The organism is Marinobacter sp. tcs-11 (assembly GCF_002049515.1).
Lineage (GTDB): Bacteria > Pseudomonadota > Gammaproteobacteria > Pseudomonadales > Oleiphilaceae > Marinobacter > Marinobacter nauticus.
Window position 1 is genome coordinate 88321 of sequence record NZ_LLYU01000011.1, and the last position, 20687, is coordinate 109007.

22 protein-coding genes and 1 pseudogene are annotated in these 20687 nt (G+C 53.8%); 16 read left to right on the forward strand and 7 right to left on the reverse strand.

Features of this window, described 5'->3' with window-relative positions:
- Positions 1-133 precede the first annotated feature (133 nt).
- The 11 genes from ARC85_RS13230 (at position 134) to ARC85_RS13280 (ending at position 10651) form a co-directional block, all read left to right on the forward strand.
- The gene (locus tag ARC85_RS13230) at positions 134-436 is read left to right on the forward strand and encodes a hypothetical protein (protein WP_286715058.1); all 303 of its coding nucleotides are present in this window, start codon (positions 134-136) and stop codon (positions 434-436) included.
- A gap of 8 nt (positions 437-444) precedes the next feature.
- A complete protein-coding gene (locus ARC85_RS13235) occupies positions 445-792 on the forward strand; it encodes a hypothetical protein (protein ID WP_286715060.1) in 348 nt (115 codons plus the stop codon).
- Between the two features lie 617 nt (positions 793-1409).
- A complete protein-coding gene (locus ARC85_RS13240) occupies positions 1410-1637 on the forward strand; it encodes a hypothetical protein (RefSeq protein WP_286715061.1) in 228 nt (75 codons plus the stop codon).
- An 86-nt stretch (positions 1638-1723) separates the two neighbouring features.
- Positions 1724-2980 (forward strand): tyrosine-type recombinase/integrase, encoded by a 1257-nt coding sequence (locus tag ARC85_RS13245; RefSeq protein WP_286715063.1) that lies wholly within the window; start codon positions 1724-1726, stop codon positions 2978-2980.
- A gap of 257 nt (positions 2981-3237) precedes the next feature.
- A complete protein-coding gene (locus ARC85_RS13250) occupies positions 3238-4014 on the forward strand; it encodes an MBL fold metallo-hydrolase (RefSeq protein ID WP_286715065.1) in 777 nt (258 codons plus the stop codon).
- A gap of 30 nt (positions 4015-4044) precedes the next feature.
- On the forward strand, positions 4045-5949 hold the full coding sequence (locus ARC85_RS13255; protein ID WP_286715067.1) for a site-specific DNA-methyltransferase: 1905 nt from the start codon (positions 4045-4047) through the stop codon (positions 5947-5949).
- Entirely contained in the window at positions 5946-8669 is a 2724-nt protein-coding gene (locus ARC85_RS13260) for a DEAD/DEAH box helicase (protein WP_286715068.1), read from the forward strand. The genes ARC85_RS13255 and ARC85_RS13260 overlap by 4 nt, the downstream gene beginning before the upstream one ends.
- Before the next feature lie 114 nt (positions 8670-8783).
- Positions 8784-9194 (forward strand): hypothetical protein, encoded by a 411-nt coding sequence (locus ARC85_RS13265; protein WP_011783264.1) that lies wholly within the window; start codon positions 8784-8786, stop codon positions 9192-9194.
- 14 nt (positions 9195-9208) lie between these two features.
- On the forward strand, positions 9209-9817 hold the full coding sequence (locus ARC85_RS13270; RefSeq protein WP_286715069.1) for a hypothetical protein: 609 nt from the start codon (positions 9209-9211) through the stop codon (positions 9815-9817).
- A gap of 55 nt (positions 9818-9872) precedes the next feature.
- Entirely contained in the window at positions 9873-10172 is a 300-nt protein-coding gene (locus tag ARC85_RS13275; protein WP_353744299.1) for a DUF7673 family protein, read from the forward strand.
- Entirely contained in the window at positions 10172-10651 is a 480-nt protein-coding gene (locus tag ARC85_RS13280; RefSeq protein ID WP_011783267.1) for a hypothetical protein, read from the forward strand. The genes ARC85_RS13275 and ARC85_RS13280 overlap by 1 nt, the downstream gene beginning before the upstream one ends.
- A gap of 59 nt (positions 10652-10710) precedes the next feature.
- On the opposite strand, the gene ARC85_RS13285 is transcribed toward ARC85_RS13280, so the two are convergent.
- Positions 10711-11436, reverse strand: a complete 726-nt coding sequence (locus ARC85_RS13285; RefSeq protein ID WP_011783268.1) for a nucleotidyl transferase AbiEii/AbiGii toxin family protein — start codon at positions 11434-11436, stop codon at positions 10711-10713.
- The gene (locus ARC85_RS13290; RefSeq protein WP_011783269.1) at positions 11433-12128 is read right to left on the reverse strand and encodes a helix-turn-helix domain-containing protein; all 696 of its coding nucleotides are present in this window, start codon (positions 12126-12128) and stop codon (positions 11433-11435) included. Before ARC85_RS13290 ends, ARC85_RS13285 begins: the two co-directional genes overlap by 4 nt.
- Before the next feature lie 278 nt (positions 12129-12406).
- Here ARC85_RS13290 and ARC85_RS13295 point away from each other — a divergent pair, with 278 nt between their 5' ends.
- The 3 genes from ARC85_RS13295 (at position 12407) to ARC85_RS13305 (ending at position 15881) form a co-directional block, all read left to right on the forward strand.
- On the forward strand, positions 12407-14242 hold the full coding sequence (locus tag ARC85_RS13295) for a hypothetical protein (RefSeq protein WP_286715070.1): 1836 nt from the start codon (positions 12407-12409) through the stop codon (positions 14240-14242).
- Positions 14243-14291: 49 nt separating this feature from the next.
- A complete protein-coding gene (locus ARC85_RS13300; protein ID WP_041657329.1) occupies positions 14292-14636 on the forward strand; it encodes a hypothetical protein in 345 nt (114 codons plus the stop codon).
- A gap of 588 nt (positions 14637-15224) precedes the next feature.
- Positions 15225-15881, forward strand: a complete 657-nt coding sequence (locus ARC85_RS13305; RefSeq protein WP_041657325.1) for a hypothetical protein — start codon at positions 15225-15227, stop codon at positions 15879-15881.
- Between the two features lie 42 nt (positions 15882-15923).
- Here ARC85_RS13305 and ARC85_RS13310 read toward each other — a convergent pair whose 3' ends face one another.
- From ARC85_RS13310 to ARC85_RS13330, 5 genes are all read right to left on the reverse strand, one after another.
- The gene (locus tag ARC85_RS13310; protein ID WP_286715071.1) at positions 15924-16604 is read right to left on the reverse strand and encodes a hypothetical protein; all 681 of its coding nucleotides are present in this window, start codon (positions 16602-16604) and stop codon (positions 15924-15926) included.
- A 7-nt stretch (positions 16605-16611) separates the two neighbouring features.
- Positions 16612-17343 (reverse strand): hypothetical protein, encoded by a 732-nt coding sequence (locus ARC85_RS13315; protein WP_011783275.1) that lies wholly within the window; start codon positions 17341-17343, stop codon positions 16612-16614.
- Positions 17344-17452: 109 nt separating this feature from the next.
- Positions 17453-17683, reverse strand: coding sequence for a hypothetical protein (locus tag ARC85_RS13320; RefSeq protein ID WP_041657321.1), 231 nt, complete (start codon positions 17681-17683; stop codon positions 17453-17455).
- Between the two features lie 478 nt (positions 17684-18161).
- Positions 18162-18815 carry an RNA-guided endonuclease TnpB family protein gene (locus ARC85_RS13325; RefSeq protein WP_286715073.1) on the reverse strand — a complete coding sequence of 218 codons (654 nt, stop codon included), beginning with the start codon at positions 18813-18815 and terminating at the stop codon, positions 18162-18164.
- Positions 18816-18957: 142 nt separating this feature from the next.
- Positions 18958-19272 (reverse strand): ArsR/SmtB family transcription factor, encoded by a 315-nt coding sequence (locus ARC85_RS13330; protein ID WP_020742476.1) that lies wholly within the window; start codon positions 19270-19272, stop codon positions 18958-18960.
- Positions 19273-19383: 111 nt separating this feature from the next.
- Here ARC85_RS13330 and ARC85_RS13335 point away from each other — a divergent pair, with 111 nt between their 5' ends.
- Positions 19384-20418: a permease gene (locus tag ARC85_RS13335; protein ID WP_000098298.1), complete on the forward strand. Its 1035-nt coding sequence runs from the start codon at positions 19384-19386 to the stop codon at positions 20416-20418.
- Positions 20419-20430: 12 nt separating this feature from the next.
- Positions 20431-20687 (forward strand): annotated as a pseudogene (locus ARC85_RS13340) (transposase family protein); the annotation flags it as partial.

Consider the following 20687-nt stretch of genomic DNA (forward strand, 5'->3'; position numbering starts at 1 on the left):
CGCACCCGGAAACTTGGCGCTATGTCACATAGTATATCTTAAACCATATTTATTCATGAGAGTGGTAACATCATACATTGAGGTTTAACGATCCATCTTTAATGTCTGAATACAGCTCACTGGAGTACAGAATATGATTTCCGAACATGAGTTTGACGAGCAGTTCAAGCCGCTGGCCCAGTCCCGGGATGGCGATTTGCTAACCCCGCGATATAGTGACGCTCTCACATTTGCCTCAACTGAAGGGTTGGGGGAGTCTCATATCTGGGCAGTGACGGAGGGCGATGACGATGACTCGCTCTATGCGAACCCTGGCCCCCATGCCGTGAACGTTATTGGTTACCTGGTAACCGAAAAGCCTTGGCTCACCGGGGATGAGGTTGCCATGTATTTCGAGGATGATTCGGAAGACCTTTCCCTTTCACCGGGTATGTGAGGCGTTAAATGGATATCAAGACGTTGCAGCGACTGATTCAAGCCCAAAATCTCTATGTTTTGCAGGATACCACCGCCGTTGTTGGCGATGCGGCTCTGTTTCATAGGGAGGATCACCGTGGCTATACGACCAATTTAGCTGAGGCGCACCTGTTTACGCTCAAAGAAGCCAATCTCCGTCACTTTGAGCGAAAGACCGATAAACCGCATAGATTGGGTGATCTGATTGTCTTGTCGGGGCTGAGTGTTGATGTCGGTGTTCTGGACGGCTCTCATGCTCAGAGTGCCCGGGATGTTGAGTCTGTCCAGATCGTAGACGACCCAGATGATGTGTCTGCGAGCCCGGATCAGTGCTGAGTGCATACGCCGGCTTTAGTGTTTTGCGTGGAAATTTAGCGTTTTGTGTGGAGAAATTTAGCACTTTGTGTGGTCGTATAGCGGACGTACAACGCTTCGCAGTCGTAAGTGTTGGGGTGGTGTCAATCTGACGGCGGCCCAACCTCCTATTCTCCGGCCATTATTTCTATGTCAAATACTTAGCAGTATTTGACATAGCATATCCCGCCCCGTAATCTTGATACGCTAGACGACCACACAAAGTGCTAAACATTTCCACGCAAAGTGCTAAACAAGACAACCAGGTCACGCAAGGTTATGAAATCAAAGGGCTATTATGGCTTAGCCATTTTCATAAGCTGGTCTTCTACGCCGTATCCCAGAATCGACTTTAAGTTTTTTTAGCACTTTGCGTGGAATCTCGGTCCTAAACCATTGATTCCTGGATTGCCGAAATTAAGCACTTTGCGTGGTCGTCTATGAGATTCGCCGGGTAAGTGCTCAAAGGCAGATTTATCTTGAGACTGAAGCTGATGTTCAGCTAATTGCCGACGAATTTGGTTGTTGATCGCATTCTTCTTGTGGCGTTATTGATCGCTTGAGCATCTGTATTTTTATTCTTGTGGAGAGTTATTTGTATGGCGAGTGAGGAAATTGAGCGGGACTTTGACCGCCAGAAACGAATTGGCATCATCATCGGTCTCTTTGTTGTTGCTGTGGCTGGAATTGCATCGTGGTTATCACGGCCTCAAGAGGGTCAATCCAATGCTGTTGATGTTCATAGCGCGCCAGCTGCGTCATTTAAAGCGCATTACTCGCTGCCTGGCGATTTCCGGGCACACTGCTGGCGGTGGCTTGGATTGTGATTGGGCTCCGCGGCTGGTAACTACTGAATGAGCCAACATAGCGTCTGTTCTTGCCTCGTTGGCGGTGTTGCCCATGAGGTTTGCCTATGAGTCGCTTCCCCGGATTCCCCATTTTTGATGCCGCCAGCCAGCTTGACGATCAGCTGGACGAACAAGGTTATGCGTCTGTTCGCGATGCTATTGTGGCGTTGTCTGTTGATCAGGATAAGGCTTTTCGCGATCTGGATGTCAGCCTTCGGTACTTGACGGACTACTCCAATGTCCCGGGCACCTACAACCGCTTTCGGAGCGAAGTGCAGCGGTTTTTGAATTACCTATGGGTTGTGGCCAGCCGGACGCTCGATCAGGTGGATGCCGAGGTTGTTTCCAGCTACTTCAAGTTCCTCAAGAATCCGCCAGCCGCCTGGGTGGCTCCCAATATTCATTCGGGGTTCCTGGATGAACAAGGACAGCGGATCATTAATCCCCGCTGGCGCCCCTTCACGAGTCAACGCTCCCAAGGCGAGCGTTACACCGCCAGCCCGGCGAGCCTGAAATCATCGCGGACTGCCCTCGCCTCTTACTTCCGGTTTCTGCGCCAGCGCAAAATAATGGCAGAGGACCCGTTTTTGGAGGTTCGTCGTCGGGACACAAAGGCAAAATCCAATGCCTTGCTGGAGCGCCAGGAAGCGTCGGTGCGCCGGTATACGGACTGGCAGTGGTCATTCATTCGGGAGGCCATCGAGCAGGCGGCCGACCAGGACCCGGAGTATGAACGTCACCTATTCATCATCGTCACCATGAAATCCCTGTTTTTGCGGGTCGGCGAGTTGGCCGTTCGGAAAGTGGATGGCGAACTTCGCATTCCGACGTTTTCGGACTTTCAGAAGCAGGTGGCCGGTGGCGAGGCATTCTGGACCTACTACGTCTTTGGCAAGGGCGACAAGGGGCGCACCATTACCTGCCCCGAGGCGTACCTGCCCTACCTCAAACGCTGGCGGGCCCACCTGGATTGCGACTCTCCCCTGCCCTTGCCCAACGAATCCCGGCCTATCCTCCCGTCCGCTCGTGGTGGTGGCCTGGGTGCCCGGCAGATTCAGCGGATCTGCGAAGAAGGCATTATGCTGGCGGCTCAGACGATGAAGGATAAAGGGTTTGATGACGAGGCGGCCCAGTTGGAAGCGATTGCCTCGGAGACGCATTACCTGCGTCACACCGGAGCCAGCCAGGCCATCGAGGCCGGCGCGGATATCCGGCATATTTCCGAAGAGCTTGGGCACGCCAGCGCGGCGTTTACCGAGCAAATTTATGTTAATGCAGACCAGGCCCGCCGTCGTGCGGCCGGTCGCAATCGGAGTATCTAGGCTATGACCTCAAGCAGTGAGATTTATGTAACCTATATCGTTCGGCAGCGTGGACGGCTCCAGACTACCCCTCCAGAGTCATTGATTCCCCAGAGTGCAACGGTTGATCTCCCTGAGTCTGTCTCACCCGGGGAGATTCCGGCTTACATTCGACAGCGCCTTCGCCCTCATAGGGAGGCTGATCCGTCGGATAATTACCGAGGGCAGTCGCCCGATGAAGTGGTAATTCTGAATATGGTTCGGCTGGAGTCATTGGCATGAATGTTGAGCTTGAGTTTGTGGGTGCTGGCGGCGCCCACAGCGACGATCTCGGTAACGCATGTGCTTTACTCCGTTTCGAGGGGTGCGGTGGGATGCTGATTGATCTTGGTTCGGAAGCCTTCTTTTCCGTTCGGGCGATGGATTATCCCTTTGATTCCGTGTTTGTTACCCACGCTCATCTTGATCACATCGGTGGACTGGAAAGGCTGTTCTTTGCTCGCGCATTTTCCGACCTGCCGCTTATCAAGCTTTATGTTCCTGTTGATATCGTGTTTCGGTTGCATCAGGTTCTTGCCTCTTCGGGCACCCAGGTCGCCGAGGGTGGCAAAAATTTCTGGGACTGCTTTCAGCTCATTCCGGTTGGCCGCCACTTCTATCACCTGGGGTTCCGCTTCAACGTCTTTCCAGTTCGGCACCATTATCCTGACGAGGCATTTGGGTTGGCATTGCCTGGCAAGTTTGTTTTTACCGGTGATACTCGCCCTATTCCGGAACAGTTGGTGGCCCACGCAGGCCGTGGCGAGGTTATCTTTCACGACGCCACGATGACCTCCAACCCCTCGCATTCTGGGGTTGACGATTTGGCTCGCGAGTATGCTTATCACGATTTTCTGGATCGCCTGGTGTTGTATCACTTCGGTTCAGACGCTGAGCGCATGAGTGCGGAGTCGCAGGGTTGGCAAACGGCTCGCCCTGGAAGCCTGTATCGTTTTCCGCACACCGGTAGTGCTGATGCCGTCAAGCCACAAAGTGGTGCTATTGTTAGTGTTTAACAGGGTGCAACTAGCAGCCAAGGATTCATTATGTCGTTGAATAAGAAAGCCATTCTCGCCCGACTGGACGAGCTTTCTCCGCAGGAGCTCAAGCGGTATCTGGTGCAGGAGCTAACCCAAAAGAGGCTCGGACTGACCTGGGAGGCAGACCTGATCGAGCGCGATAAAGCGCTGAATTCGGACTTGGTGTTCCCAAGGGTTGATCCCGAGCTGTCGCATTGGCCGGAACAGTCCGCCAGCAATAACCTGATCATCGAGGGGGATAACTTTGATTCGCTGAGATTGCTGAGGTCAACCCATCGTGGGCGCATTCGGGTTATTTATATCGACCCGCCATACAACACCGGATCAAAAGACTGGGTTTACAACGACCACTATCTGAAAAAGGACGACAGATGGAAGCACAGCAAGTGGCTGGAGTTTATGTACCAACGGTTGTCTATTGCCCGGGATTTATTGACCCCCGATGGGGTGATCATGGTGTCCATCAACGATGAAAACCGCTCCAAGCTCGAATTGCTGATGGATGAAGTTATGCCGGGGATGCGCATTGGTAGCTTTGTGTGGAAGACTCGGACAGGCGGTAATGATACTCGGGGCGCATTCCTGTCCGACAACCACGAACACATCTTGATTTACGGTAATCCCGGATTTCAATTCAAGGGTCTCGAAAAATCGTATTCCATATATACCCATGAAGAAAATGGGCGCCCTTTTTATCTGAGCGATCTTGCAAAGGCTCACAACTGGCGTGAGAGGCCGAATACCTTTTATCCCCTGAAAGATCCAGCTACCGGCATAGTCTATCCATGCAATCCAAATCGCGTCTGGGCTTATGCAAGCAAAGAACGGTCTTCAGATTTGAAGCTACGCACAAAGACGATGGATGACATGATTGAAAGCGGGGATGTCTGGTTCCCTCAGGATCAGCGCGTTGAAGAATTTTCAACGCTAGAGGAACTATTGCGTGCAATTGCCAGTAAAGATGTCCCAATGAGCGGAAAAACACCTTTGCTGTGGGCTGATATGCCCAATCTAAATGCTTGGGTTGGTGTGAAAATAGGCTATGGGCGTCCACGACTGAAGAAATTTCAGGATCAATTGAAGAACACGCGAACCCCGGTCTCATCTTGGCTGACCCCCCGGACAGAAAAAACCTCGGTATCCTCGGAGGATGAATATCTGGTTGGCGGGACTACCGAAGGTACTGCAGAAGTTAGAAACGTGATGCAAGGCAGTATGGGAGGGGCTTCTTTCCCTTACCCCAAGCCTCCATCAGTGCTGGCTGCAATATTGGACCAGGCAACCCAGGGGAACGATATTATTCTGGATTTTTTTGCCGGCAGCGGCACCACAGCTCAAGCTGTTATTGGGCTTAACGCCAAAGACGGCGGCAATCGTCGCTTCATCATGTGCAGCAGCACCGAAGCAACCGCGAAAGAGCCGGATAAAAACCTGTGCCGGGATGTCTGCGCCGAGCGTGTGCGCAGGGTAATGTCCGGCTACGGCGATACCCCGGGCCTCGGCGGGGACTTCACTTACTTCACACTGGATAAGGTCGAAGAGGCCGATCTGATGTTTGAGGCCGAGCCCCGCCACGCCTTCGGATTGCTCAGTCTCCGTGAAACAGGCTACCTGTCCGAGCCGCCAGCCGATCAGCCGGTGTGGGTTGTCGCTCAAACCGCCAGCAGCGCAATTGTTTTATGTCCCAGGCTGTCCGATGAAGCTGTTGCCGCCCTTGAAGCCCTACCGGTTAGCCAGTTGATCGTCTACACCGACCGTCCGGACTCCCTTCAGGAAGCCTTGGCCGGCGACAAGTCGGTGACCTGTTATTCCATCGAGAGCGCCCTTCGATACGCCCAGGGCGGTAATCAGGCCTCGGCATCCACGGCGCCTGTCGGAGACCCTGAGCCGGAACAGGAGGTGTCCCAATGACCTCGCTTACCCTGAATGTCTCGACCCCTCAACACAATGTCGCGATCCCTGAACCATTCCAGACAACGCTGATCACAAATCTTACCGAGCGTCTGACTCGTGAGAACAGCCCCCCTTGCCTTCTGCGAGCACCCACCGGTTCGGGCAAAACCTTTGTACTGGCCAAAACGCTATCCAATGTCACCGCCCAGAAAAAGGTGGTCTGGTTCTGGTTTGTCCCGTTCACCAATCTGGTTAACCAAACCCTGGATGATCTGGTGACCAACGCCACCGACCTGACACCGGTTCAGTTTACCCAAGGCATTAACCAGGAACCGCAAGCCGGTCAGGTGTTGATTTCCACCGTGCAGGGGGTTTCCCGGCGAGCGTGGAGGCTGGCGGACTATGACGCCGGCGGTGGTGAACAGCTACGCACGCCGGCCGATTTTATCGCGCTGGTGAAGTCTCAGGAGCTTGAAGTAGGCGTCGTTGTGGATGAGGCCCACATTGCGCTGGATGAGGCAACCGAATTTGGCGCGTTCGTGCGCTGGCTGAATCCGTCGTGCCTGGCGCTGGCCACAGCTACCCCAAAGAGTGCCCGGATTAACAACTTTCTTGCCAGTGCCGGACTGAGCTCTTTTGAAGGGTTCAATGTTGCCCGGGATGATGTGGTGCAGGCACGCCTGAACAAGAAGTACATTGAGGCCGTGGTGTATCAGCTCAAGGATACCACGGCAGCAGTGGCCGACCTGAACCGTACCGTCTTGAGGCAGGCTTGGTTGCGCAATCAATACCTCGCAACCCAGCTTCAGGGGCTGGGCATTGATCTGACGCCCCTGCTACTGGTGCAGGTGGACAATGGTAAAGACACCATTGAGGACGCTGAGCGCGCCTTGATTGATCTGGGGATTCCCATGCCGGCGATCGGCAAGCATTCATCGGATGAGCCGAACCCGGAACTGATGGATGCCATCGCCAATGATTCATCCAAAAAGGTGCTGATCTTCAAGCAATCGGCCGGTACCGGCTTTAACGCCCCCCGGGCCTTTGTGCTGGCTTCCCTGAAATCGGTCACCGACACCGACTTTGCCATGCAATTCATCGGACGGGTCATGCGCGTCCCTCGGCAGATTCGTAACCAGTACACCCAGGCGGACGTCATACCGGCTGACTTGAATACCGCCTATGTGTACCTCGCCAATGCCGATGCCCAGAAAGGCTATCAAAGCGCCGTCGAGATCACCGGGCAGGTTCGCAGTGCGCTGGAAGGCGAATCCGAAAAGCTGTACCGGCGAAAAACCCAATCGGGCGCTCCAGTGTTCACCAACCGGCCGGTGTCAACGCCGGAGCTTGACCCACGAACCCCCTTTCCCGGTACCGAACAGTCAGACACCGATGAGCTGGACACGGCAACCACCGGTACGAATGGCGGAATAGTGGGTGGCCCTGGCGCGCCCCTGCCACCAATGCCTCACCCTGTAAATGACGAGTCCACAACCGGGGAAACCGGCAGTCTCTTTGATGATCTCGACGAGGTGGACGAGGAATCCGCTGATGAAGAACCGAAAAAGCCTGACCCGCAGACCGCCGCCAGCATGGAGGAATGGCAAGCGATCATGGCGGAGCGTGGCATTCGGGTGTATCCCGTTAACCACGATGCGCGGGAAGTGCCGGTGGCCCTGGAGCGCGAGGTTCGCCCCACCGGCCTGAATATGGGTGAAATTGCCGAGCGAGTGGCTACCCGGGTGATCATTACCGACCGCCAGAAGCGGGAAGCCGCGCTGGCGGCCCGAAACCGGCTTCGGGAAAAAGAGCGGCATACCGAGCTGACCACCGGGGTTGTCAAAAGCGTTCAGGATGCCTTTATCGTGGTTGACCGGAACGTAGTAGCCAGGGAGGCCCGTGCCGCTCTTGATCGGCTTCCCCAGATCGAGCCGGCCGATCATAAGGTCATCGTGCAAACCCTCGCCAAGCGCGTTGAGGGTACGCTGAATGAGCAGATCATGGATGCCGGTGAATCTGTTGCCCCGGATGAGCTGACTCGAATGAGTCGCACCGCAGCGTACTGGCTTGTCCGCCAGCTTACGGGTGACCTTGAGGAAGCCTTGTATGCCGAGATTGCCAAGGAAGCCGTGACCGAGCCGGCCGGGCCATTACCCGCCGCCATGTTGTTCCCATCGAGCATTGCGTTGGAGCCCAGTCATAAGAACCTGTATCGGGTGCTTCCGCCCTCAACCGACGATCTGGCGACCGTTGAGCAAACGTTGGTGATCGAAGACCGGGAGCTTTTGCGGGATACCCAGTGGCAGGTTGGCAATGAGCGGTTTATGACCGGCCGGTTTGATTCAACCTTCTCGCTGAACAGCGACGAACGAGCGTTTGCCGATGCGTTGGATCAGGCCAGCTTTGTCGCCTGGTGGTTCCGAAACCCGGATCGGAAGTCCTATTCGGTTCAGTTGGTTCGCGGCGAGCATCGAAATTACTTCTTCCCAGACTTCGTGGTGTGTGTGGAGCATGTGGACGGCCAGACGCCCATGGCCCGACTGATCGAAACAAAGCATGACGTGAAGGATGCCCGGAGAAAGGCCAGGCACATTCCTCAGCACTACGGAAAGGTATTGTTCCTGACACGGGATAGCGGGAAGCTGCATGTGGTGAACGATGACGGTGGCCTGGGACCAGAAGTGGACTTAGGCGACCTGGAAACCTTGCGTACCGAATTGCAGAAAACGGCGCCGTAATTGATATTGGGTCAATCGCATAGAAAGGTCTGGTGGCCGGCAACGGCCGCTCGACCTCATGGCTACATAGGAGGCTTGCATGATGTTCCATAATCTCTTGTTGTGAGGTGACCTATGTACGAAAAATTCAGAGCGCTCCTTGGCCTCAAGCCAGTTGACCCGCTGGCTCACTATTATGACGAGGCCCGGCTGCCTGGGCCCTTTGATGGCTTGTCTGGATCTGAGCGGAAGGCACATGAAATTGCCCATAGTCTTTTGAGTGTGCCTGTTCGTCAGATTTTCGTGGTGACCGGCGCTAATGGTTTATCGGCACAGATTGCCGAGGCAAACGGAGACCCTGAACCACCGCGAGATGGTTGGCTGGGAGACTTGCGGCTTTTGATTGAACTCACAGAGGCTACCGGTAATCACTTTGTGGATTGGGCAGCCACACAGCCAGGGTTAGTCGTTTTTGATCAGTGGAATGGCAGATTGCGGCGAGCGGTCATAGATCTTTCCCATTATCTCAGCCCTGAAAAGGTATAGAGGTCTGAGCACCCATGCCAAAGGCGTCTAATGAGAAACTGAGGCACTACTGGGGCATCTTCAGGGATGCCCGTTTCACTCCGGCTGATCTTTGGCGTTGGTTCCGAGGTGCCTATTACCATGCTGGCGGGCAAGACAGCTGGCCACGAGATGATTTTCTCAACTGGCTGGCCCTGGATCGGAAGTCGTGGATTGAATCGGCCCCCGGTCCGCGCGGTGGTCAAGGCTGGCGGATTGCGGCTGATGCAGTTGAGGTTTGTCTTGCCGAAGAAGCCTTTATCGAGCGTACCCGGAAGGAAGCTCTTGGGGCTATTTCGGTTGTATCGGTTCGTATTGGCTTTCTGGATGTCGAGCAACGGTTAGCTCATCCCCGGTTTTGGGAAATCGTTTGGTGTTTTGAGCCGCCGATACCAATTCAAGGTCCAAACGTAAATGGGGTTCCTCGGCACAATACGACTGCCCCATTCTCATTTCGTGTGCCCTCCACGGTTAGTCAATCCGACCTGCAGAAACAGGTGGTTTGCGCCCAGGAGCACGTATCGGGCTTGATCGTTGAAGCAATCGACAGCCACAAACAGTGTATTCACCAACTATCCGGATTACTGAACAATGCCGAGCAATGAGAATAATCGCAAAGAGATGCAGGACCGAATGGCAGCCAGGCTCGCAGCTCAGAGAATGTTTATAGAAACCGAGCTGCCAGTGATCCGCCAGCGGGGCCAGGCGGCCCTATTTCGCCTGCTTCCGGTGGCCCTCAGTGATACGGGCCAGTCTTCCGTGGTCGCTCGCTTCCTGCTCGGCCTGTATAACGGCAAGCGTTTTCCGATGGATATGACCGAGTTGCGGAGGCTGGATCGCACGTTGCTGGTGGATTGCCTGGCGGTATTGGAGATGGATCACCAACCTGAAATGGAGATTCACCTGTATGTCGAAAATGGCGGAACTCTATTTGAAGAACTGGCTGACAGGTTTCAATAATGGATCATCCATTTAATCGAGACCTACAGAACGTTCTGGATGCCGATGAAGCCTACGATTTTCTACCGGAGGGTTCCTGGCTTTCCGGTGGATGCGGTTTGCTGGCGGAAAGCCTGCACAGACTGATTTCTGGTTCTGAGATCTATCTGGTGGGTCGACTGGACCAGGGCATTCCTGATCATGTGGTTGTCCAGCTCGTGTATGGGAATGAGGCCATCTATCTGGACTACTCGGGGGTACAGACCGAGCGCGAGTTAATTGCCGCATGGCAAGCGGAGCTTCCGGGCGTACCAGTTCGGCTTTGTTCGCTTTCGGATGCGCTTGCCGCAGGGCTGGATACAGGTGAAGTATTGCACCAACAAAGGTTGGTTGCGCCTTTTTGCCGTTACCTGGTCAATGAACTTGGTGTGGTCGATGCCGAGCGGTGCAATCCAGATTGGGAAGAAGATTACGAGGAATGCGGGCCCTCGCCCTGTTAACTTGCGCTTAGTGCCGTCGCCACGAGCTACTTAACCCCGGCAAAGGATATTTGCCATTCTTAACAGGGGCCAAACATGGAAAGTGTGTCTTCATCGTTCTGATGGTCTAACCATTCCTCGATGATGCTGAGATCATCAAATAACCGGCCGTTAAGTATGGGGTCACCCTCATACGCGCTGGCATAGCGTTCCATTAGGTGGGTTGGATCGCTGAAGAACTCTTCAAGCTGCGCTACCAGTTCCGGGGGGAGATCTGCTGAATACCGACTCGCAATGAATGCCAGGTCATGCAGATCGCGAGCCGTTGTTCGGTAAGGCATGGCTGGGTCTTCCCGTGCCGCCAATAGCTTCAGGTGCGCGATTTGGCTGATGGAGTACATCTGTATGCCGTTGATCACGCATATACTGGCTGGGTCAGGCGTGGTCCGCGAAGAAATCTCAATTTTGATGGGGATCGGTGGTTCACCCTCGCCGGTTGAGAACATTGGCCGGCAGCGGTGGGTTGTTCCAGTTTTCTTGGGCTCATTGAAGCTTGAGAGGCTAACCTTGATTCCCTTTCCGGCCAGCTTTTTGATGGCGCTGTTGCAGATCCTCTCTATGTTTAGGTGTCCCTGCAATGAAGTTGTAAGGTCGAAATCCAGATCTTCGCTGAACCGTTGCAAATCGTATCCCAGAAGTAATGCAGTCCCCCCTTTCAAAACCAAGGGTTTGCCTTCGTCATGGATGATCTCGCAGATCGCCTGCATGATTTGTCGATGGGTTTGTTGTTGTTTTGTCAGGTTCACTGGTGACCTCCATTTAGCCAATCCTCAATGCCCTCTCGGGCTGTGTCTGCCAGAAAGGGCTCACATTGCGCTACCCATTCTCTCACTTGTTCCAGGTTAACCACATCATCAATATCGGTAACCTGCACATTAGGTACTCTGCGCTGGCGGATTTCGCAGCTGTCTATCAGCAGGTCGAATACCGCGCGTTCTGGATTGGCCGCCCAGATACACGGCGCAACCACGCCGTACTGTGCAATCGTTGCAGTGGCATTCCATAAGCCCGCCACGCCGAGTAGTGCGCCTGTATGTGCTGTGTGCTTCCCGGCAATCCGCCAGCTTGAGGGGTTGCTCAAGCTGCTTGTATACCAGAGTGCTGGCGGTCTACCATCAGCTGGTGGTAGGCATAGTGCTGTCATGCCAGACAAATAGTATTTCGGTGTCCCAAGGGCTTCATTGCTGGTATCACGACCAAAAACATCGAACATCCATTCGAGGCCTAGCTCGCAAGCAACGGATTTGTATCTGCCAAAGGCTACCGCTCCGTCGCCTTGCTCAATTTTGACAATCGTACGGAGTGATAGCCCGGTTGCTTCTGCAAGTTTTTCGCCAGACAGTCCTGCAGCCTTCCTCGCGTAGCGAATGGCGAGGCCGATCGCTGCCCCAGGTTCTGGTGATGCTCTCTGAGTCATTGGTGTCTCAATTGCCAGCATTGTAGCGTGTCCTCCTGGTGCCCACCTTCATTTCATTGTGCATTATACTGCACGGTGCATCTTAATGCACTGCGCCAGTCACCCTGCTCGATGCTGGGCTTCACTTTGTCGGTTGCACTGTTTCCAAATGGCGACATTCACGTTCTGAGGCGTGGTCACCCAACCGCCTCACCACTAAGCTATCCTGATTCTTCTCTTTTGCATCGCAAGCAAGCCATCAGCTTTGCATTTCGTCGGGGAAATGGTGCGTTCAAACTTGCTTATCGAGGGTAACTGCAATGAGTCCACATCTTTTACAGGCTGCGAACGCCGGTGCTGAATTTCGGGCAACACTCAAGCAAACAGATGGCTTCCAGCGCACCAAGTGGTTTGACACTCTGCAAAAAAGCGTAAAGCCAGCGGTTTTGGCAGTCGTTATGGCGGCCGGGGCAACCGGGTGTTCCACCATGAGTGACCGGGCGATGAGCGGGCTTGCCGATATAAATATGGGTGGGTCGACTTCAGGGGTTTCGGAAAATGTGCAGATTGCGTCAGATACTCCTTATGGAAAAATGGTTGCGGAGGTGACTGATCTGGACAACTTGCCTCGCCATGAGCTGGCGGACTTGATACAGAATCGTCAGCCCGCAGAGAGGCTTGACCACATTCCTGAGATTGAGGTGACCGATTTAGCCGCCCAGGTTGCTGAGAACTTTGGTTTCACGGCCGGCGTTCTTGATGAGCCGAAGGCGCTTCTTAATCCTTTTCAGCCAAATAAGCAGGTTCAGGTCTCACAGAGTCAGGATTGGTCTGCAAATCTTGGTATCGCAACTGACGGCTTTGGTATGGGTTTTCTCTACAAGATCCCGGGCACTCCTAATCCGTTTGCGCTGAACGGCAATCATATTCCAGGCGCCGTTGATAGTTTTGATGATCCATCACAGACAGCTCATGTGATCGTCCCTGAGAGAATGGAGGGATCGCTTTGGGATGACGCAGTTACCGGTGTCTCGGAGCGTAATATCGCGTTTACATTGTTCCACGAGCTGGCCCATACGACATTTCATCAGGAAATGATGCTCTATGGGGGAGAGAATCCTGCAAATGAATCTGTCGAAGATGCTTTTCTTCAAACTTACAAGATTCAGGTTGAGGCTCACTCCAATGTTGCTGCCTCGATGGCTATTTACAAGGCTTACGATATGTCACCCGAGGCATTCCAGGATTTCCTCACAACTCTTGAGGGAAGGGATAATATGCGGGCCTTGGGCGGTGGTATGTCTGGTGCTCCGGAGGACAACAACGGGCTTTCCATGTATCGCTCATCTCAGGGGGTAGAAGTGTTGTCGGAGCTTGTCGAGCGTGACCCGCATTTTCTGAAAAATCTTAGCTATGAGGCAATTCCTCTGGTTGCCTACGATATTGTCGAAAAAGCCGGCTATTTCCATAACGCGGCTGAATTGATAGCCAACACTATGCCCGATCAAACCTCTTATGATTTCAGTCATTCCAATAGCCGGCACGACAGCCAGCTTATTCAAGCGGTACGGGATTACCTGCCGGTAGGCTCGGAAGCTCACATCTATGCTGATTACCTGGAGCGAGATTGGCAGACTCATAGTGCCATCAAGACACTCCATGGGGTGTCGTCAGCCCTTTCTGCCTTTGCCATGCTCGGTGGAGACTATAACGGTGAGCGAGATGTTCAGAGCGGCGCTCGTGCTGTTGACTCTCTTACTCACCTTCCGGATGTTCAGAGTGTCCTTGGTCAGCATATTGCAGAATTGAAGGCCGCGCAGAATGCTGGATTGACGCCCGAGGCGGCACGCTCCATTAGCCAGTCGATGGATTCCGTTTTGGCAGGCTTGCCGACAATTCAGGATCTCTCTGCCCAGCGAATGTCTGCCATCGAATTAATCCAGGAAGCCCTGGTTAATATGAGCGAAACCGCTAAGCAGGCTGACCCCAGCTCCGTGGTCGCTCATGGCTCTGGTGAGTCCGCAACCGATATTGCTTCTTACATCCAGTCTGTCTACGGAGACCAGTATTTTCGATCTGTATCCGCATCGCCCAATTTGGATGTACCAGGCCACGATGAAGATGAGGATCGTTTGTCAATGTCACCGGGGCAGTAAGTTACAATTGCGGCTACCCGAACCCATATTATTCATTTAGGGCCTTACCATGAGTTCCACGCAATACTCGGCTACGCCTCTCACTGTTTTTCAAGCTGGTTCGCTGCAAAAGGACGTGTTTAGATCAGTAGAGCGGCTACGCAGTTTACGTGACTACGCTGTTTCCATTGCGGATATGGGGACTGTCCCCATTTTAGATCAGCTGCTTGAGAACGCTCAGACCTATTCCATGTTCCTCGAAGAGTTAATGACTCCCTCCCTTGAGCGGTCTGACACTGATAAATCGGTGACACCGACGCTGCTTGCTCAAATCAGGCAGCACTGCGAGCTTGTTGACAAGGCGTACGCCGATCAGGAATCCGCTACCCTTGCCGGTGACCCGGGTACCACATGACCTTGCTAAAAGAGAATCCTGCAGAGATCGGAGCTGATACCGCAGTTAGCCATGTGCCCACCGATTACGAGGGCCCTTGTGCTGTCATCCAGTCACAGTCCTTAGCAAACGTTATCGCCGTGCTTCCCTCAGTTAAGGAGGCAAACCGTGTGGCCAGATATGCCATATCGCCGTCTGGCGGGTATGGATCTGTTTATGTCGAGCCTACAGACCTTGCTGTAACCTGCTTAACGCTTGAGGCATGGCTCTGAGGGTTCAATGCTACAGTGCGTGAAAAAAGCTTCTTATAGCCGCTGCGCGTTTGGCGGCAGTGCCGCTGGCGGGCCTTTGGCCCTTTCCTGATTTCGGGGCGGGCGCCTGCCCTTCCCTCAAATGCCTGGTCGCCGCCGGGCGGCTTCCATGCTTCAGCTGCTCCCATTTCGATATTCTTCTTGGCTAAATGCTTCGGTTTTTGCCATGTTATACGCCCGCACTTAGATTTATAGGAACTCCGAGCGCTTCATGAAATCCCGTCCGTCCCAACACAAAGGTTATGGTGGTCCAAATAATCGCGATCCGCTTCTCGACACGGGGGTTCCCGGTGTAATCGTGTCCAGAGCGATAAAGAAAGACCAAAAGCGCGTTGTGGTGTCTGCAGCGTTCCAGATGGGACAACCCGGTGGAAAGCCAAAGCCAGTCATGCGCTATGTTGGCAGTCTGTTTGAGGGTGCGCTGGCGGATGATCCTCTCGATGCTTGTCGACGATTCTCCGGCTTTTTGCGCAAGGCCATGGCCATACGCCGCTACGCTGAAAGCTTTTACGAGCGTGGTGAGTATCCAGCTTCACGGTTACATTATGACGATGTGCCAGGTTCTATTGTTGAGATGGTTCCCGAGCCGCCTGTTATGGACTTGAGGGCCATCATGGATTCCTTTGAGCCTGGTCATGCATCTGGTGAATCTGAGGCGGACCTGGATGGGCTCGCATTGACCCTGCAAGGGTATACGCTGGAGCGCCGAAGGCCTCCGATCGTTTTCAATGGTCACCGCCTGACCTTCCACTCACTGATGGCTGAGGGTGTCAGAGTTTTTGTCCCAGAGCAGATGGGGCGCGGTCGGGATCATTGGTGGTTAACCGTTGATACTGAGGATGGGCAAATCCTTGATGAAATCTACGATGGTGACCATGGTGGGGGTAGCCAAACCTCTCTTCGGGAGGCTTGGCTTTATCTGGTTTCGCTCCTGCGAGCGCACCCGGCCCGATAGAGGTATTTCCTGCTGGCGGGTTTTACCTGGTGTGCCAACGCGCTATTCGCCTTTCGGCTTGCTGTTTGTTTTGCTTTCCGCGGCGCGCAGAGCTTTTTCGAGCAGATCGGGTACCGGTACCGAGTCCGGGAAAAATCGATCCGGGATATGGGTTTCTCTCGTTATAGGTGTATCGAGTCGGTAGTGTGTCTGGCGCAGTTCCTCGTAGTACCGCCGAGCAGCAATTGCGCGTTTATAGCACGCCAAGAAGTGTTCGCGGTTAGTGCCGTCACGGGCAACGCTATAGAAGACTTCGTTGCGCGCCTTATCCGCCACTGTCGATTGTGCGACTCTGAGCATTAACGTTCGTGTGTTGCCTGGCTTGGCTGTTCCAAGCCATACGCCCACAACACCGGTGTCGACGGATGTGCGGACGCGCTTTGTGTCCCTGGGGGTAAGGTTTCCTTCCATTAACCGCGTAATGACGAATGCCCAGGCCTGGTTGAGCGAGTCAAGGTTAGAGCTTTGCTTGGCGCTGAAATACGCTTTCGTTGGTTTCCCTTTTGTCCGCTCGATGCGAACTTGCCAGCCCGGCCGGGAGTTACCATTCCAGGAAATATAGGTTGGAATATAGAAGCGGCAGCCATTGATATCTTTCGCCTTAAACCGCACCCACACGTCGCCAACGCGAACGTGAGGGTGTGGTTTTTCCAGGTCGATACTCAAAAGCTCCGTTAGTGTCATGCTGGCCTCAGCGAGAGTCTTCCGTTGTCCTTGCATGGTTGATTATTGCGTAAAGGAATCCCAGTTGTCTTCGGGCCTCGTCTTCGCTGGCCTCGGATCCAGGGGAAAAGCCGGCCAACGTCATCAGGCATTGTTGTGTGTTCGGCAAGCCTAGATCGTAGATCTTTTGCGGCGACAGGTTGGCCAGATCTTTGAGAAGCGAGCCGAGGAAGTGTTTGGCTCGATGTGCGAATACATCGTTACCTCCGAGCGCGCCTGACGCCAACTTGTCCGTATCATAACCAAGATCTTCGACGGCCTGGATAATCCGCGCGTGTACCTTCACTTTCTCTTCGAGTTCGGCAATACGCTCCTGCCGCTTGAGCGACGGAAGAAGGAACTGATGAACTATGTCCCGCCCTTTTGGGGTTAAGGCAACCCGCTTCACGGTTGGCGAATCTTCGTAAGCAGCCATATCAATCAATGGCGCCCTGTCGTTAGTGTCGCCGGCAAGCAGGGATAGGCGCATGCTTTTCTTCTGGCCCATCAGCAACCTTACGCATCGGGTCATTCTGTCGGGCGCAATGCCAACTTCACGCCGGACCTCCGCCAGCTGAGCATATCCCCTGTGATCCGCCAGCAGCTGGATGCACAAAAGTGTTTGCAAGGCCTCGACATCGCTTGAGTTATTCCACAAGTAGAGTTCGCTCAGAGCCTGTCCAAGTTCTTTGGCAATTGATTGGCTGTTGTCAGACGTCATCTATTTCCTCTATCCGCGCACATTGATTGGAGTTCTCCAAATTATAACTATGTTTTTGGAGTTCTCCAATTCAAGTTTATTGCGTGGCTCTAATTTTTGCGTTGAGCGCTTAGCCGTCCAGGAGGTAGTAATCGTAGGCGAAGCCCCAGATAACCTGCCGACTGCGTTTAGGGGCTGTCGACCGGCCGCGGCTATCGCGCCAAACCTTCACGAGAACAGGTTTGTTTCGATTCGGGTGAAAGATGATCAAGCTGCGATCACGCTCTCGGATTGCTTCGTACCCCTCTTTGGAGTCAATGTTGATAGGTAAGCCGTTGTGATAGACCCATACTTCATTCATAGAATTTTCCTTCTGGTTAAATAATTGAGCCCGGAAAATCATCTCCGGGTATCTTATTTATGCCGAAGGATTGGTTACTCTCGCTGCCTCGCATAAGTATTTATACGTACCCCATCGTTCACCTCGTTGTTGGGCGCCCTTTTGTGCCTTCCTCCAACATTCCCATGAAGCCCCTATTGATAGGGGGTCACGCATTTCTCGGTAAGCATTGCGTGCTACATTGGAATAAGGCACCACTGAAGGTCCTGGGAGGCGGGAAATGCCAAGGCACAGACCAACTAACCGGCTTCGTTCCGTACCGGAACATGGCCGAGGAAAAGCGCAGGTAGTAGATCGTCCTGGACAGCTTGCACACATCCTTTGGGCCGCGTCGCGGGGTGAGCTTGGTTGCCGGAATGTCGCGGTAATTTGGATGCTTTTCGGAAGCGGTATGCGGGTAATTGACTGCTCCTCCACCTGAAGGAAGAGGATTCCCAATTCACCGACAACTGGACACGGAGACTGACTCCATGCCACTTACACTCTCTCCAAGGGCTAATACCGCCAGCCCGGCGGCTTTAATATTGATCGCGGCATTGATGTCGCGGTCGTGTTCGGTTGCGCAGTCGGGGCAAGTCCAATGCCGTATAGTCAGGGGCATAGCCTCCATCACAAAACCACACCCGGAGCATAGCTTGCTGGACGGGTACCACGGGTCAATGGCCACCACCTGGCGGCCAGCCCAGTCGGCTTTGTACTCCAGCTGGCGAACGAACTCGCCCCATCCGGCATCGCTGATGGATTTAGCCAGCGAGCGGTTGCGCAGCATGTTTTTGACCTTGAGGGATTCGACGCAGATCACTTGGTTCTCGTTAACGATCTTGCGGGACAACTTGTGCAAGTTGTCCATCCGGCAATCGGAGAGCTTGGCGTGAATACGCGCTACCTTCTGTCGGGCTTTCGCCCGATTCCGGGAGCCGAGTTTTTTCCGGCTCAGGCGCCGTTGCGCCTTTGCCAGCTTGGCGGCGTATTTGGCCGTATGGCGGGGATTGCCGATTCGGAGTCCATCGCTGGTCACGAACAGGTCTTTGAGACCCAGGTCAATGCCGGTCATTTTCGGGGTATCCGGAATTTCTGGTTGATAAAATGCCAAAGATGTAAAGAAGAAAATCTTTCTCAGCGGATTATCTGATTGATCCTCTTCAGCCTACTCTACTGCCAATTTTCTGTTTCCACCTTCGCCTGAGTCTTCATAGCGATGCTGACTAGGGAGGACAGCGAGAGCTGGGCAAGCGTCAAAGCGGTTCTGGTTCATGCGCAATCCGGACACCTGCACAACATTCCTCTTGTAAGAAACCGATCAAATTCTCTAGGTGCCCATACTCGGGTATACAGACAATCGTGCGGCTATGTTTCTCCTGCCGGATCAGCCCTACCTTGGCCATGCGCGCAAGGTGATGTGATAGCGTCGAAGCAGGAATACCCAGCCCCTTCTGGATATCTCCGGCCGAAGCCCCATCATGGCCAGCTTTGACCAGAAAGCGGAACACGGACAGTCGGTGACTATTCCCTAGCTCAGCTAAGCTGGCTGCAACCTTTTCGTGATCCATAGCACGCCCCAATAATTCGATGTTTCTAGAATTATAGTTGACAGGTCGGATAAACGCAAGTAGGCTGCGTACATCATTTCGACAATACTAGAAATATAGGAGTAATATTGAATGTCATCTCAACTCCAAGACGCTCTAGGCATGTTCGCCTTTCTCGCTATCGAGCTATCGGTTTTATTCATTGGCATTAGCTTGCTGGTCGGAGTTCTTCAACGTCACATCCCACCATCCAAGGTGGAAGCGTTACTGACTTCCAGTGGGAAGCGAGGCTATTTTCTTGCTGCTGGTTTAGGAGCTATAACGCCCTTCTGTAGTTGCTCGACTATCCCCATGTTGAAAGGGTTGATTCGGGCACGGGCCGGTTTTGGGCCGATGATGGTGTTTCTTTTCTCATCTCCGTTGCTGAATCCTATCGTCGTCGGCCTGCTGGTTGCCACGTTTGGATGGACACTTACTGCTATCTATGTGCTCGCCGCTTTGGTGGTCGCGGTAGGTGCCGGATGGCTGCTTCACACGCTTGGCTTCGAGCGTTATGTGCGCCGGACGGCGACACAAGAGAGCAGTGGATGTAGTTCATCAGCAAGCCCGTGCAGTGCTACATCGACCGCATCGAGTTGCGGCACCAACAGCTGCGACACCACTCCGAAGACGGCTTCTTGCGGGGCTGATAGGAAGACAACAGTCTCTACGTCTAGCGAATGCTGTGACAGTCAACCCACTGTCACGGTTAAGAAAGAAGGGAAGTACAGTGGTGTGTGGCGGGAAGCTTGGTCGGACTTTATCGATGTGTTGCCTTACCTGCTCATCGGTATTGCGATTGGCAGCGTGATCTATGGTTTCATGCCCACTGACTTATTGGAGCAGTATGCAGGCCCAGATAATCCCTTTGCCATTCCAGTTGCCGCTGTCATCGGCGTGCCGTTGTATATTCGCGCTGAAGCCGTCATACCTCTGGCAGCGGCTCTGATGGCCAAAGGCGTGGGTGCCGGGACGGTGCTAGCGTTGATCATCGGCAGTGCCGGAGCCAGCCTGACTGAGCTCATTCTGTTGCGCTCTTTGTTCACGCTGAAGCTTTTAGCGGCGTTTTTAGCAGTCATTTTTGCTATGGCGATGATTGCCGGTTACGCCACCTACCTGTTTTTCTGATCAAGGCGGGAGATGATTAATTCGTTAAGCCTTCCTGGGTACCAGTTGGTGGATTCTGATGAGCAGAATGAAGACATACATTTTCGGCTTGAAGCACCTACACCAGTAGCCTGCGAGGGGTGCGGCGTGCAGGGTGAGTTCGTACGGTTCGGCAAGCGTGACGTTCCCTATCGTGATCTGCCCATCCACGGCAAGCGGGTCACTCTCTGGGTGGTCCGCCGCCGATACACCTGCCGGGCCTGCAAGACAACATTCAGGCCCCAGCTACC

Excerpts from the sequence above, each read along its gene's own strand:
- ARC85_RS13230 (WP_286715058.1), top strand. The coding sequence starts at position 134 with ATGATTTCCGAACATGAGTTTGACGAGCAGTTCAAGCCGCTGGCCCAG.
- ARC85_RS13235 (WP_286715060.1), top strand. The coding sequence starts at position 445 with ATGGATATCAAGACGTTGCAGCGACTGATTCAAGCCCAAAATCTCTAT.
- ARC85_RS13240 (WP_286715061.1), top strand. The coding sequence starts at position 1,410 with ATGGCGAGTGAGGAAATTGAGCGGGACTTTGACCGCCAGAAACGAATT.
- ARC85_RS13245 (WP_286715063.1), top strand. The coding sequence starts at position 1,724 with ATGAGTCGCTTCCCCGGATTCCCCATTTTTGATGCCGCCAGCCAGCTT.
- ARC85_RS13250 (WP_286715065.1), top strand. The coding sequence starts at position 3,238 with ATGAATGTTGAGCTTGAGTTTGTGGGTGCTGGCGGCGCCCACAGCGAC.
- ARC85_RS13255 (WP_286715067.1), top strand. The coding sequence starts at position 4,045 with ATGTCGTTGAATAAGAAAGCCATTCTCGCCCGACTGGACGAGCTTTCT.
- ARC85_RS13260 (WP_286715068.1), top strand. The coding sequence starts at position 5,946 with ATGACCTCGCTTACCCTGAATGTCTCGACCCCTCAACACAATGTCGCG.
- ARC85_RS13265 (WP_011783264.1), top strand. The coding sequence starts at position 8,784 with ATGTACGAAAAATTCAGAGCGCTCCTTGGCCTCAAGCCAGTTGACCCG.
- ARC85_RS13270 (WP_286715069.1), top strand. The coding sequence starts at position 9,209 with ATGCCAAAGGCGTCTAATGAGAAACTGAGGCACTACTGGGGCATCTTC.
- ARC85_RS13275 (WP_353744299.1), top strand. The coding sequence starts at position 9,873 with ATGTTTATAGAAACCGAGCTGCCAGTGATCCGCCAGCGGGGCCAGGCG.
- ARC85_RS13280 (WP_011783267.1), top strand. The coding sequence starts at position 10,172 with ATGGATCATCCATTTAATCGAGACCTACAGAACGTTCTGGATGCCGAT.
- ARC85_RS13290 (WP_011783269.1), bottom strand. The coding sequence starts at position 12,128 with ATGCTGGCAATTGAGACACCAATGACTCAGAGAGCATCACCAGAACCT.
- ARC85_RS13295 (WP_286715070.1), top strand. The coding sequence starts at position 12,407 with ATGAGTCCACATCTTTTACAGGCTGCGAACGCCGGTGCTGAATTTCGG.
- ARC85_RS13300 (WP_041657329.1), top strand. The coding sequence starts at position 14,292 with ATGAGTTCCACGCAATACTCGGCTACGCCTCTCACTGTTTTTCAAGCT.
- ARC85_RS13310 (WP_286715071.1), bottom strand. The coding sequence starts at position 16,604 with ATGACACTAACGGAGCTTTTGAGTATCGACCTGGAAAAACCACACCCT.
- ARC85_RS13315 (WP_011783275.1), bottom strand. The coding sequence starts at position 17,343 with ATGACGTCTGACAACAGCCAATCAATTGCCAAAGAACTTGGACAGGCT.
- ARC85_RS13320 (WP_041657321.1), bottom strand. The coding sequence starts at position 17,683 with ATGAATGAAGTATGGGTCTATCACAACGGCTTACCTATCAACATTGAC.
- ARC85_RS13330 (WP_020742476.1), bottom strand. The coding sequence starts at position 19,272 with ATGGATCACGAAAAGGTTGCAGCCAGCTTAGCTGAGCTAGGGAATAGT.
- ARC85_RS13335 (WP_000098298.1), top strand. The coding sequence starts at position 19,384 with ATGTCATCTCAACTCCAAGACGCTCTAGGCATGTTCGCCTTTCTCGCT.